11 protein-coding genes and 1 pseudogene are annotated in these 12,676 nt (G+C 70.4%); 11 read left to right on the top strand and 1 reads right to left on the bottom strand.

Annotated elements, in window-relative coordinates:
- Positions 1-8: 8 nt before the first annotated feature.
- Positions 9-278: pseudogene (locus tag BM419_RS30440) on the bottom strand (transposase); the annotation flags it as partial.
- 87 nt (positions 279-365) lie between these two features.
- On the opposite strand from BM419_RS30440, the gene BM419_RS33340 reads away from it, so the two are divergent.
- The 11 genes from BM419_RS33340 to BM419_RS30490 form a co-directional block, all read left to right on the top strand.
- Entirely contained in the window at positions 366-491 is a 126-nt protein-coding gene (locus BM419_RS33340; RefSeq protein ID WP_280141595.1) for a hypothetical protein, read from the top strand.
- Positions 492-1,065: 574 nt separating this feature from the next.
- Positions 1,066-2,625 (top strand): ABC transporter substrate-binding protein, encoded by a 1,560-nt coding sequence (locus BM419_RS30445; protein WP_091928644.1) that lies wholly within the window; start codon positions 1,066-1,068, stop codon positions 2,623-2,625.
- Positions 2,626-2,682: 57 nt separating this feature from the next.
- Positions 2,683-3,663 carry an ABC transporter permease gene (locus BM419_RS30450; protein WP_056530364.1) on the top strand — a complete coding sequence of 327 codons (981 nt, stop codon included), beginning with the start codon at positions 2,683-2,685 and terminating at the stop codon, positions 3,661-3,663.
- Entirely contained in the window at positions 3,663-4,583 is a 921-nt protein-coding gene (locus tag BM419_RS30455) for an ABC transporter permease (RefSeq protein ID WP_056530361.1), read from the top strand. The genes BM419_RS30450 and BM419_RS30455 overlap by 1 nt, the downstream gene beginning before the upstream one ends.
- Positions 4,583-6,433, top strand: a complete 1,851-nt coding sequence (locus BM419_RS30460; protein WP_091928645.1) for an ABC transporter ATP-binding protein — start codon at positions 4,583-4,585, stop codon at positions 6,431-6,433. The genes BM419_RS30455 and BM419_RS30460 overlap by 1 nt, the downstream gene beginning before the upstream one ends.
- A gap of 105 nt (positions 6,434-6,538) precedes the next feature.
- On the top strand, positions 6,539-7,297 hold the full coding sequence (locus BM419_RS30465; protein ID WP_056530356.1) for a DeoR/GlpR family DNA-binding transcription regulator: 759 nt from the start codon (positions 6,539-6,541) through the stop codon (positions 7,295-7,297).
- Positions 7,290-8,582: a Zn-dependent hydrolase gene (locus BM419_RS30470; protein WP_056530353.1), complete on the top strand. Its 1,293-nt coding sequence runs from the start codon at positions 7,290-7,292 to the stop codon at positions 8,580-8,582. Before BM419_RS30465 ends, BM419_RS30470 begins: the two co-directional genes overlap by 8 nt.
- The gene (locus BM419_RS30475) at positions 8,579-9,559 is read left to right on the top strand and encodes a phosphotransferase (protein ID WP_056530350.1); all 981 of its coding nucleotides are present in this window, start codon (positions 8,579-8,581) and stop codon (positions 9,557-9,559) included. The genes BM419_RS30470 and BM419_RS30475 overlap by 4 nt, the downstream gene beginning before the upstream one ends.
- 10 nt (positions 9,560-9,569) lie before the next feature.
- Positions 9,570-10,505 (top strand): phosphotransferase, encoded by a 936-nt coding sequence (locus BM419_RS30480; RefSeq protein ID WP_056530347.1) that lies wholly within the window; start codon positions 9,570-9,572, stop codon positions 10,503-10,505.
- Between the two features lie 11 nt (positions 10,506-10,516).
- The gene (gene hisN / locus BM419_RS30485; protein WP_056530916.1) at positions 10,517-11,296 is read left to right on the top strand and encodes a histidinol-phosphatase; all 780 of its coding nucleotides are present in this window, start codon (positions 10,517-10,519) and stop codon (positions 11,294-11,296) included.
- Between the two features lie 28 nt (positions 11,297-11,324).
- The coding region (locus tag BM419_RS30490) for an ethanolamine ammonia-lyase subunit EutB (protein WP_091928646.1) at positions 11,325-12,676 on the top strand (1,352 nt) is incomplete at its 3' end.

Here is a 12,676-nt window from a genome sequence, read left to right on the forward strand (position 1 = left end):
GATCAGTTTCCCCGGGCCGCCTCCTGCAGGATCAACTTGTCCAGGGTGAGATCCGCGATGGCTTTTCTGAGCCGCTGGTTCTCCGTCTCCAGATCCTTCATCCGCCGGACCTGATCCGACTTCAGGCCGCCGTACTCACGCCGCCAGCGGTAGTACGTCACCTCGCTCACGCCGATCGCGCGGATCGCCTCCGCCACGCTCTGGCCTTGGCCGACCAGCACGTCCGCCTGCCGCAGCTTTGCGACAATCTCCTCAGGCTTGGGTCGCTTCCTCGACATCGATCCGTCCTCCAGGCTCGAAAGCCATACCAAAGGGCGGACCACTTCATTGGGGGCGGATCACCAGACGGTGAGGCGAAGCGCGACATGTCCCCGATCATCGTGATCTCCGTTCGGGGGCCCGGCCGGCGCGTGCCGGTGCGCGGGCCGGCCGCGGAGCGGCAGGCCGAGCGGCCGGGAGCCGTCGGAACCCATTCGGTGCCGGTGGTGTGACTGGTTCGGCGTTCTGCGCGCCTTCTCGATGACGGGCCGATCACGGTTCGGTCGTCAGCCGAATCCGGTCTCGCCGAAGGACACCGCTACTCTCGCGGGTCCGAACTCATCGATGCCTCAACGTGTCATGAGAGATTCCGCATCGTCAATGGGTCGTGCATGGTTTTTGTGTAGTCTGACCGAGTCGAGATTTTTCGGCCACAGTCGAGCGAGGTAGGGTGATCGGGGCGCGCAATGCTGAGACGGCGGTTTAATCCCACTACTTTTGTTCAAGACACCGAGAAAACATCCACTTCGCGTTGTATAAGTGCAAATTTGGGGCGCAGATTGCCTTGTCACACGAGATTGATGCCGCGTTTGCTCGCTGCACGAGCATCCTCGGCGCCGGGGAGTCGATAATTGGCAGTGCGGTTAGTTCGCGAGCATTGTGCCCGAACTTAGCGCATCCCAGTGCCGCGCGCGCGGCGACGAGCGCCGATTCCGTCCGCTCGCGCGGTTCATGACAGTGGCACGTGGTTTGCTGTGTGGTTTTTGACCGATGTGTGCTGTCGGTTCGAAGGTGGAGGGCGACGGGATGGATCGCAGGCGGTTCCTTCAGCGGCTCGGTGCGATCGCCGCGTGCGCGCAGATCAACCCCGACGTCCTGATCTCCTCGGCCTTCGCCCAGAGCGCGCGGCCTCTGGTCTTCCTGTCGGCGGAGAACATCACCGGGAACTGGGACCCGACGGCCCACACGACACTCTCGCAGAAGAACATCGAGGGGTTCGTGATGGGCTTCCTCACGCGCACACCGATGACGCTCGATGACCCGGGCAAGGTGGTCTACGAACTGGCTACCGACATCAGGCTTCTCGACCCGCACCGCCTGCAGATCACCCTGCGCGACGGGGTCACATTCCACGACGGGAAGCCGTTCAAGGCCGAGGACGTGAAGGCGACCTTCGAGTACGGCGCGCAGCCCGATCGACCGGCGCAATGGTATCCCGGACCGACCGACACGCTCGCGATCATGACGCCCGACGACCGCACGGTGATCGTCGACACGACGAAGGGCGGGTATCCGGCGCACCTCTTCGTCTTCCTGGCCTCGTTCCTGCCGATCATGTCGGCGAAAGACGTGGCCGAGGGGCCCGGCGGCATCCTCGCCAAGCGCCTCAACGGCACGGGCCCGTTCCGCTTCGTCGAGCAGCGCGGCAACACCACGGTACTCAAGGCGAACGAGGGTTACTTCAAGGGGAAGCCGGCGATCCCCGGCATCGACTTCACCTTCACGGCGGATTCGACCACCCGGATGCTCTCCCTGATGAACGGGCAGGCCTCCATCGTCGAGCGCCTGGAGCCCGAGCAGGTCGAGACCGTCAAGGGCAATCCGAAGATCGCCGTCAGCCGGATCGTCTCGGTCGAGAACAAGTACCTGTGGTTCCGGTGCTCCAAGCCGCCGTTCAACGACGTCCGGATGCGCCTCGCCGCCTGCCACGCGATCGACCGGAGCGTCATCCTCGATGTCCTCGGCTCGGCGGGCCACGCCTCGTCGAACTTCGTCTCGCCGGTGAAATTCGGCTACGTCGACCTGAAGAACTATCCCGCCTACGACCCGGACAAGACGCAGGCGCTGCTGGCGGAGGCCGGCTTCCCGAAAGGGAAGGGCTTGCCGCCGCTGGAATACATCACGTCGGTCGGCTTCTACCCGAAGACCAAGGAATACGGTGAGATCATCACCGCGATGCTGACCGAGCAGGGCTTCCCGGTCACCCTCACCGTGCTGGAACCCGCGGCCTGGAACGAGCGCCTCTACCACCGCCCCGGCGGCGGACCGGGCCACATGATCGATTGCGGCTGGTCGACCGGATCGCCCGAGCCCGACCTCGTGCTGCGCACGCATTTCCACGCGTCCTCGCACCGCATCACGGGTCTCGAGGATCCGGAGGTCGACGCGAGCCTCGACAAGGAGCGGAACGCGCCGACCCTGGAGGCGCGCAGGACGATCCTGCAGACCGAGACCATGCCGCTCCTGGCCGCCAAAGCGCCGGCCCTCTCGCTCTTCACCTCGGCGATGATCCACGCGATGCAGGCCGACCTGAAGGGCCTGTTCATCTACCCCGACGGCTCGATCGACGCCGCGCGCACGGCCTGACCGGAACCCACGCCCCGCCGCGTCCGGCGGCGCGCCATCCCATAACCCCATCGTCCGATGTTCGTGCTCAGCTTCCTCGCCCGGCGCCTCGCGCAGGGGGCGATCATCATCACCCTGGTCTCGCTCCTGATCTTCACGCTCCTGCGCGTCGTTCCGGGTGACCCGGTGCGCCTGATGGTCGGCGGGATGGCGCCGGATTCCCTCGTGGAGCAGATCGCCGAGCGGATGGGCCTGCGCGATCCGATCTTGGTCCAGTTCGGCCGCTACGCCGGGCAGGTGGTGCGCGGCGACCTCGGTCACAGCTTCGTGCGGCCCGCGAACGGCGCGGCCACGGGCGGGGCGAACTTCGACGACGCGACCCGGGCCGAGCGGGCGCCCGTCGCCGCCCTCATCGGCGAGGCGCTGCCGATGACGCTGCAGCTCGCGGCCCTGGCACTGACCATCGCCCTGGCCTTCTCGTCGCTCGTCGGCATCGCCGCGGGACTCAGACCGGGCGGACTCGCGGACCGGTTCGCGTTCGCGGTCTCGTCGATCTTCATCTCGCTGCCGAACTTCTGGTTGGCGATCGTGCTCGCGCTCCTGTTCTCGGTGAAGCTCGGCTGGCTCCCGGCGGTCGGCTACGGGGGCTTCTCCTACACGATCCTCCCGGCCATCGTGCTGGCGGTGGAGCTGTCCCCGGTGCTGATCCGGACCCTCTCGGGCGCCGTGGCCGCCCAGATGGGCGAGGCCTACGTCGCGGTCGGCCGCATCCGCGGTCTCACGGAGACGCGGATCGTCGCGGCGCACGTCCTGCGCAACGCCGCCGTGCCGCTGCTCAACCTCCTCGGCGTCCAGTTCTCCAGCCTGCTCGGCGGCGTGATCATCGTCGAGTACATCCTCGACTATCCCGGACTCGGCCTGCTCACCATCAACGCCGTGCTGCAGCGCGACTTCCCGCTGATCCAGGGCATCGCGATCGTCACCAGCGCGATCTTTGTCGTGATCAACATCCTCGTCGATCTGGCCGCCACGATCATCGATCCGAGGCTCGCGTACTGATGGGCGTCGAGACGAGCCTCACCCTCGGGGCCGCCCCGGTCGACACGGGAAGCGCCCGCTCGATCGGGCGCCGCATCCTCGGACGGGCGGCCCGGGCGACCGGCTTCCGCATCGGCCTCGGTCTGCTCGGGATCCTGGTCCTGGCCACGCTCCTCTATCCCGAGTTCAGCGGCCTCGATCCCGGCAAGATGGATGTCCGCGCCCGCCTGCTGCCGCCGCTCCTCGCCGGTCCGCACTGGCGCTGGGCGCACCCGCTCGGCACGGACCAGATCGGCCGCGACATGCTCGTCCGCTGCCTGATCGGCCTGCGCTACTCCTTCCTGATCGGCGTCGCCGCCACCGCGCTGACCCTCGTCATCGGCTGCGCGCTCGGGATGGTCGCGGGCTACCTCGGCGGCCGGACCGACGCGGTGATCATGCGCGTCACCGACGCGCAGCTCTCGATCCCGATGATCATCCTGGCGATCGCGGTGCTCGGCGTCTCCAGGCCGACGATCCCCGCCATCATCCTCGTGCTCGGGCTGTCGAACTGGCCGGTCTACGCCCGCGTGACGCGCTCCGTCGCGATGGCCGAGCGCGGTCGCGAGTACGTCCGGGCGGCGCAGGTCTCGGGCGCGAGCCATGCCCGGATCGTGCTGACGCTGCTGACGCCGCTCGTGGTGCCGCCGATCCTGTTCACGGCGGTGCTCGACATCGCCCGCATGATGATCTTCGAATCGACGCTCGGCTTCCTCGGTCTGGGCGTGCAGCCGCCGACGCCGACCTTCGGGAACATCATCGCGGATGGCCGGAAGTATCTGCTGAACGCGTGGTGGATCGCCACCATGCCGGGCGTGTTCCTCGGCCTCACGCTCGTCGGCCTCAACCTGATCGGCGCGGCGTGCGAGCGGGCGCGCAACGCGATCCACGGAGGCGCCTGATGGACACGCCGCCGGTCCTGTCCGTCCGCAACCTGAGCGTCGACCTCGCCGGGCCCGTCGCCGGGCGGCGGATCCTCGACGGCATCGCGTTCGACGTCGCGCCGCGGGAGATCGTCGGCGTGGTCGGCGCCACCGGCGCGGGCAAGACGGTCCTGGCGAAGGCCCTGGTCAACGGCCTGGAGCCGCCGCTCGCCGCCCGCGGGACGGTGCGCTTCCGCGGGCAGGACATCCTCGGCCTCGCCCCGCGCGCGATGCGGCCCCTGCGCCGGGAGATCGCCTATGTCGGCGCCAACCCGATGGGCGCCCTCGACCCGACGCTGCCCGTCGGCCACCAGATCGCCGAGAAGATGCGGGCCGTGAATTCCGCCGTCGCGGCGGCGGAGGCGCGCCGCCGGGTCGTCGCGCTGCTCGACGCGGTCCGGATACCCTCCGCCGCCCGGCGCTTCCACGATTACCCGTCGCAGTTCTCCGGCGGCATGATGCAGCGCGCGCTGCTGGTGGACGCGATGATCTCGGATCCGGCGCTCCTCGTCGCCGACAACGTCACTCAGCCCCTCGACGTGACCGTGGCCGCCCAGGTCATCCGCCTGATGCGCGAGCTCACAGAGCGCTTCCAGACGGCGATCCTGTTCGTCTCCTCGTCGCTCCCGGTCGCCCGGGAGGCCGCGTCGCGCACGCTCGTCATCGATGCGGGCCGCCTCGTCGAGGAGCAGCCGACCAACGCGCTGATCGCCCGGCCGCGGCACGCCTACACCCGCGACCTGGTCGCCCAGATCCCGACCATCTGGACCCGCTCCCCCGCGCTGCCGCGCACCGGCGAGCCCGCGCGCAACCACTCCGAAGCGCGCCCGGTCATCCGCCTGGAGGACGTGTCGCAGACCTACCGGGTACGGGAGCGGGGGACCTTCGCGGGGACGAGCGCGCTCCGCGCCGTGCGCAACGTGACCGTCGATATCCACAGGGGCGACAGCTTCGCGGTGGTCGGCGAGAGCGGCTGCGGCAAGTCCACTTTGATGCGCCTGCTCAGTCGCCTGGAGCGGCCCAGCGGCGGCCGGATCCTGTGCGACGGGCAGGACATCGCGCCGCTCGCGGGACCGGCGCTGCTCGGGTTCCGCCGCAAGCTCCAGCTCGTGCTGCAGGACCCGTTCAACTCGCTGCCCCCCCGCACCGGCATCGGCGCGATGCTCGAGGCGCCCCTGCGCACCCACGGATGGCGGGATGCCGCCCGCATCCGCGAGCGCGTCCGCGCGGTCATGAACGATGTCGGCCTCAGCACCGCCCTCTACGACGCGCTGCCCGTCGGCCTCTCCGCGGGGCAGCGCCAGCGCATCAACGTCGCCCGCGCAATGGTGCTCGAGCCCGAGATCCTTCTGATGGACGAGACGCTCTCGGCGCTCGACCAGACCGAGCAGTTCCGGCTGCTCGCGCTGTTCGAGAAGCTTCAGCGGGCACACGGCCTCACCTACATCTTCATCAGCCACGATCTCGCGATGGTGCGCAAAGCCTGCAACCGCGTCGCCGTCATGTACCTGGGCGAGGTCGTGGAACTCGCCGACAACGAGCGACTGTTCTTCGATCCGGGCCACCCCTACACGAAGGCCCTGCTGTCGGCGATGCCGACCCTGGAGGAGCGCCGCTACCGCCCCGAGGAGTGCCTCCTCGACGGCGAGCCGCCGAGCCCGATCGACCTTCCGGCCGGCTGCGCCTTCCGTTCGCGCTGTCCCCGGGCCTTCGCGCCCTGCGCGGCCGAGAGTCCGAACCTCGTGATGCGCGGCGCGGGCGCGCTCGCCGCCTGCCACCGCGTCACAGCTCCCGGCGCGCGGCCGGTCCACGTCGAGGCAGCAGGTTAACAGATGACGGAACCCGATGAATTGCGGCCCGTCGAGGACCGTGCCAACCCGTTCCTAGGTTGCGTCCCGTCGCGAGGGATTACAACCCTTGGGAGACGGACGCCGATGAGTATAACCGAGCCGCGCCTGCAACTGATCCTGACGGAGTTGCAGCGCGACGGTCGCGTATCGGTCAACGAGTTGGCGAGCCGCCTCGGAATCAGCACCGAGACGGTCCGGCGCGACCTGCGGGACCTCGAAATGCGCGGGCATGCTCGCCGGGTCTACGGCGGCGCCGTCATCGACCAGAAGAAGGACGATCAGCCCTTCGACGAGCGGGCGCGCGTCGGCATGCGCGAGAAGGCGCGTATCGCGTCGGCCGCCCTGGCCTTGGTGGAGGACGGCATGACCGTCTTCATCGACACCGGCACCACGACCCTGGCTTTCGCCCGGCAGCTGGTCGGCCGGCGAATCACCATCCACACCAACTCTATCGGCATCGCCACCTTGTTCGCCGACGATCCGCAGTCGCAGGTGACCGTGCTCGGCGGCGAGATGAAGCCGCATTACCGCGGGCTGTTCGGCCACCGCACCGTCGCGGCCGTGCGCGAGCACGTCTACGACCTCGCCGTCATGGGCATCGTGACCGTGCATCGCGAGCACGGCTTCATGGATCTCGGCCAAGAGGAGGCGGTCCTGCGCCGCGCCGCCGTCGAGCAGACCCGGCGCTCAGTGATCCTGGCCGACAGCTCGAAATTCGGGCGGCTCGGCACGATCCGGACCCTCGGTCTCGGCGACGTCGACACGCTCGTCACCAACGCGCCCCTGGCGAGCGACTTCGCCGACGCCTTCCGACACCTAAACGTGGATGTGCTCCATGCCTGAGATACCGTCGCCGTCCTCCGTGCAGATCGATGCCGCACGCCTCCACGGGATGATGGACGCCGTATCGCGCTTCGGTGGCGGCGGCGACGGGTCGATGACGCGCCTCGCGCTCTCGGCCCAGGACGGCGCCGCCCGCGACTGGCTCGGCGCCTGGTTCCGGGAGAACGGCTTCACGCCGCAGGTCGACCGAATCGGCAACCAGTTCGGCCGCGTCGACTTCGCCGGGGGCAACGCGCCGACCGTCATGGTCGGCTCTCACCTCGACAGCCAGCCCAACGGCGGCCGCTTCGACGGTGCCCTCGGCGTCGTCGCGGCCTGCGAGGCGATCCGTGCCGTGGGCGCGTCCCTCGCGGAGCGCGGGCTGAGGTCGGCCTGCAACTTCGTCGTGGCCAACTGGACCAACGAGGAGGGCGCCCGCTTCCAGCCGAGCCTCCTCGGCAGCAGCGTGTTCGCCGGCCAGGCCGAGCTGGCCTGGGCCCTGGACCGGCGCGACGGCGCCGGGATCGCGGTCGGCGACGCCCTGGAGGCGATCGGCTACGCCGGGACCGACACGGTCCCGGTCCCGGACGCGTTCATCGAGCTCCACATCGAGGGCGGCCCCGTGCTGGAGCGGGAGGGGAAGCGGTTCGGTGCCTTCACCCGCTACTGGGGAGCCACCAAGTATCGCCTCGCCTTCCTCGGCCGGCAGGCCCATACCGGCCCGACCCCGATGGCCGAGCGCCGCGATGCCCTGCTCGCGGCCGCCTACCTGATCGCCGACCTGAAGGACATGACCGGCGATTACGGGCTCGACCTGCACACCTCGGTCGGACGGCTGGAGGTGTTCCCGAACTCGCCCAACACCGTGCCGAGTGAGGCGGTGCTGTTCATCGAGCTGCGCTCCGGCGCGCCGGCGATCCTCGAGGAGGCCGAGGCCCGGCTCCGGACGTTCATCGCCGCGGCGGCGGCGCGGGCCGGCGTCGACTCGGAGGTCCGCGCCATCGATCTGCGGCCCGCGGGCGCCATGCATCCCGGCCTCGTCCGGCTCGCGGAGCGGGCCGGCGCCCGCAACGACGCGCCGCCGCGGCCCCTCGACACGATCGGCGGCCACGACGCGATCAGCCTCGCCGCCGTCTGCCCCGCGATCGTGCTGGCGGTGCCCTGCCGGGACGGGGTCATGCACCATCCGACCGAGTTCGCGGCCCCGGAGGATCGGGCCTTCGGCACCCAGGTCCTGGCCGACATGCTGATGCTGCTGGCGACGGAGGGGCTCGCGGCCCTCGGCACCGGGGGAGAGGGCCGTTGAAGGCGCCAGGCGCGCCCGACGGCGCTCACGAGCGGCTGGCCGAGGAGGCCCTCGCGGCGATCCCCCTCTTGGCGGACCGGCCGATTCGCTACGGCGTGGCCTGCCCAGGCGCGGCGTCGCCGTCGTACCACGGCGTCGAGTCGGCCACCTTCCTGGTGGCGACGGCGCCGGACGCGGATCCGGACTACTTCCTCAAGGTCACCGAGCCGGCCGCCGCCGCTCTCATCGACCCCGCCGCCTCGTTCGAGGCCGCGACGCGCGTCGCCGCGCTGGGGCTCGGCCCCGAGCCGCTGCATCTGGCGTGGGCGCAGGGGGCGATCCTGTTCCGGCGACTCGGCCCCGAGTGGCGCCCCGCGTCCCTCGACCGCCTGCGCCAGCCCGACGCCATGACGGCGGTGATCGGGGCCTTTGACCGCATCGCCGCCGGCGCGCCGTTCGGCCGCCGGTGGAGCGTCTTCGACGGCATCCGGACCCTGCGCGCGGCGCTCGGCGCCGAGGGCGAGACCCTGCCGGCGGACCTGCCGCCGGACGGGTGGTTCCTCTTCGACTGGGTCGACGCCATCGAGGCGGCGCTCGCCGCCGCCGGGACCGGGTGCCGGCCGGCCCACGCCGACCCGCACGCCTCCAACCTGCTGTTCGCGCCGGACGGCGCACTGCGCCTCGTCGACTTCGACATGGCCTGCGATACCGACCCGCACCATCAGCTCGGCGCCTTCCTCAACGAGGCCTGCCCGTTCGAGAGCGAGATGCGACTTGGCATCGAAATCGCTGAGGGGGCCTGCCGGGCGGACGTGTTCAGCCGCTGCCGCGCCTACGCTGCCGCCGACGACCTGTACTGGGGCCTGCGGGCGCTGACGATGGACCGCGCCTCGCCCCGGCGGAGCCTGGAGTTCCGGAAATATGCGAGCTGGCGCCTGCTGCGCTGCCGAGCGCGGGTCGGCCGCCCGGACTTCGAGGAAACCCTGAGGACGCTTTGAGGAGCGCGGCATGATCCCTCTCGGAGGCGGACGCACAGAGGCCGAGCGGGCCTTCGAGGCGACCCTTCACCGGGTCGCCCCGTGGCAGGGTCGGCCCATGCACTATCGGCCGGTGCTCGGCGGCATCAGCAACACGAACTGGCGCGTCGAGGTCGCCGGCGAGGCGCACCCGTACTTCGTGAAGATGCCCGGGCGCGGCACCGAGATGTTCATAGACCGGGCCGCCGCCCGCGCCGCGAGCCGGCAGGCGGAGGCGATCGGCCTCGGCCCGCGCACCTTCGACTATCTCGACGCGGAAGACGTGGAGATCGCGGAGTTCGTGGAGGGCCGCCGCCCCTCGACCAACCGCGACTTCGCCGACGCGGCCGTGCGCAACGAGGCGATCGCCCTCTATCGCCGCTTCCACGGCGCCCCCCTGCTGCCGCTCACCAAGACAGTGTTCGACATGATCGACGAGCACGACCGGCAGGCCGTCGATCTCGGCGCGCTGCTGCCGCCCGACCAGGCGTGGCTGACCCGTCAGACGCGCCTCGCCCGGGCCGCCCTGGAGGCGTCCGGCATCGACCTCGTGCCGTGTTTCAACGACCCGATGCCCGGCAACTTCCTGATCGGGGAGGACGGCTCGATCCTGCTGATAGACTTCGAGTACGCCTCCAACAACGATCGCCTCTACGATCTCGCGATCTGGAGCGGCGAGATGTTCTTCTCCGAGGACGTCGATCGCGCGATCATCGAGGCGTATTTCGGCCGGTACAGCGACCAGCTCTTCGCCCGGTTGATGGTGCACAAGGCCCTGGCCGACGTGAAATGGTCGACCTGGGCGATGGTGCAGAACCGCATCTCGGACCTCGACTTCGATTTCTACAAGTACGGCATCTGGAAGCACATGCGCGCCCGATCGATCATGAACGACACGCGGTGGCCGGCCTTCCTGAAAGCGCTCTGAGCGTGCCGGACATGCTTCCCCCCGCGGGCGAGATCCTGGCCTTCGCGACCGGCCTCGCCGACGCGGCCCGACCGGTGGCGATGCGCCACTTCCGCACGGACCTCGACATCGTCGCCAAGGCGGACGCGAGCCCCGTCACCCTGGCGGACCGGGCGATCGAGGCGCTGCTGCGCGAGCGGATCGCGGCGCGCTTCCCGGAGCACGGCATCGTCGGCGAGGAGATGGGCGTGACGCCGGGCCGGGGTCCGGTCTGGATCATCGACCCGATCGACGGCACCAAGAGCTTCGTGACCGGGCTGCCGCTGTTCGGAACCCTGATCGCCCTCCTCGACGGCGGACGGCCGACCATCGGCGTCATCGACATGCCGGCCCTCGGCGAGCGCTGGACGGGCATGCCGGGCGCGGCCACGTTCAACGGGGCGCCGGCCCGGGCCAGCGCCTGCCGGACCCTCGCCGCCGCACGGTTCTTCACGACCACGCCGGACGGCTTCTCCGGGGCGGACGCGGCGCGCTACCGACGCCTCGTCGACCGCGTCGGCATCCGGCGGTTCTGCGGCGACTGCTACGCCTACGGCCTGCTGGCTTCCGGCCACTGCGATCTGGTCGCGGAGACCGGCCTGCAGCCCTACGATTACCTCGCCCTCGTCCCGGTGATCGAGGCGGCCGGCGGCGTGATCACCGACTGGGCGGGCTCCGCGCTGACCCTCGACTCGGACGGGCGGGTGCTCGCCGCCGCCACACCCGACCTGCACGAGGCCGCCCTCGACATCCTGCAGGATCGGGTTCCCTGAGATCTGACAGCGCGCCGGGAGCGCCCGTATGGCCTACGCGACGACGATCGAAGGCACACGCTTCACCTTCCCCGACCTGCGCAGCCTGCTCGCCAAGGCCACGCCGGAGCGCTCGGGCGACCAGCTCGCCGGGCTCTGCGCCGACGGGCCGGTCGAGCGCCTGGCCGCGCAGATCGCCCTCGCCGACCTGCCGCTCAAGACCTTCCTGGCCGAGGAACTGATCCCCTCGGACGAGGACGAGGTCTCCGACCTGATCGCCCGCCGGCACGACGCGCAAGCCTTCGCGCCGGTCGCCTCGCTCACGGTCGGCGCCTTCCGCGAGTGGCTGCTCGCCCCCGCCGCCGACGCCGACGCCCTCGCCGCCCTCGCGCCCGGCCTCACGCCCGAGATGGTCGCGGCGGTCTCCAAGATCTGCCGCCTGCAGGACCTCGTCGCGGTCGCCGCCAAGCGGCCGGTGGTGACCCGCTTCCGCTCGACCCTCGGCCTGCCCGGGCGCCTCGCCACCCGCAACCAGCCCAACCACCCGACCGACTCGTCCGAGGGCATCCTGATCTCGGCCCTCGACGGCCTGCTGATGGGCTCGGGCGACGCGGTCATCGGCGTCAACCCGGCGACCGATTCCCTGCCGGACTACATCCGCATCGTCGAGCTGCTCGAGACCCTGCGCTTGCGCCTCGACGTGCCGACCCAGCACTGCTGCCTCGGCCACGTCACCGTTGCGATCGAGGCCATGGCCCGCGGCGCGCCCGTCGACCTCGTGTTCCAATCGATAGCCGGCTCGCAGAAGGCCAATGCCGGCTTCGGCGTCGACCTCGCCGTCCTGCGCGAGGCCTCGGACGCGGCGCGCGCCCTCGGCCGCTGCCCGGCGGGCGGGCAGGTCATGTACTTCGAGACCGGCCAGGGCTCGGCGCTCTCGGCCGACGCCCACTGGGGCGTCGACCAGCAGACCATGGAGGCGCGCGCCTACGCGGTGGCGCGGGAGTTCGACCCGCTGCTGGTCAACACGGTCGTGGGCTTCATCGGTCCCGAGTACCTCTACGACGGCAAGCAGATCATCCGCGCCGGGCTGGAGGACCACTTCTGCGGCAAGCTGCTCGGCCTGCCGATGGGCGTGGACGTCTGCTACACCAACCACGCCGATGCCGACGGCGAGGACATGGACGCGCTCCTGACCCTGCTGTGCGCGGCCGGGGTCAACTTCGTCATCACGGTGCCGGGGGCGGACGACGTGATGCTGAACTACCAGTCATTGTCGCACCACGACGCGGTCTACGCCCGCGAGACCCTGGGTCGCCGTCCGGCCCCGGAATTCGAGGCGTGGCTGCGGGCCGTGGGCATCACGGACGGGCAGGGCCGGCTGGCCAGCGCGACGGGCGCGCT

The organism is Methylobacterium sp. yr668 (assembly GCF_900116245.1).
Taxonomy (GTDB): Bacteria; Pseudomonadota; Alphaproteobacteria; order Rhizobiales; family Beijerinckiaceae; genus Methylobacterium.

What these genes read in the sequence shown, in the direction of transcription:
- BM419_RS33340 (WP_280141595.1), top strand. Translation starts at nt 366, where the DNA reads ATGTCCCCGATCATCGTGATCTCCGTTCGGGGGCCCGGCCGGCGCGTG.
- BM419_RS30445 (WP_091928644.1), top strand. Translation starts at nt 1,066, where the DNA reads ATGGATCGCAGGCGGTTCCTTCAGCGGCTCGGTGCGATCGCCGCGTGC.
- BM419_RS30450 (WP_056530364.1), top strand. Translation starts at nt 2,683, where the DNA reads ATGTTCGTGCTCAGCTTCCTCGCCCGGCGCCTCGCGCAGGGGGCGATC.
- BM419_RS30455 (WP_056530361.1), top strand. Translation starts at nt 3,663, where the DNA reads ATGGGCGTCGAGACGAGCCTCACCCTCGGGGCCGCCCCGGTCGACACG.
- BM419_RS30460 (WP_091928645.1), top strand. Translation starts at nt 4,583, where the DNA reads ATGGACACGCCGCCGGTCCTGTCCGTCCGCAACCTGAGCGTCGACCTC.
- BM419_RS30465 (WP_056530356.1), top strand. Translation starts at nt 6,539, where the DNA reads ATGAGTATAACCGAGCCGCGCCTGCAACTGATCCTGACGGAGTTGCAG.
- BM419_RS30470 (WP_056530353.1), top strand. Translation starts at nt 7,290, where the DNA reads ATGCCTGAGATACCGTCGCCGTCCTCCGTGCAGATCGATGCCGCACGC.
- BM419_RS30480 (WP_056530347.1), top strand. Translation starts at nt 9,570, where the DNA reads ATGATCCCTCTCGGAGGCGGACGCACAGAGGCCGAGCGGGCCTTCGAG.
- hisN (WP_056530916.1), top strand. Translation starts at nt 10,517, where the DNA reads ATGCTTCCCCCCGCGGGCGAGATCCTGGCCTTCGCGACCGGCCTCGCC.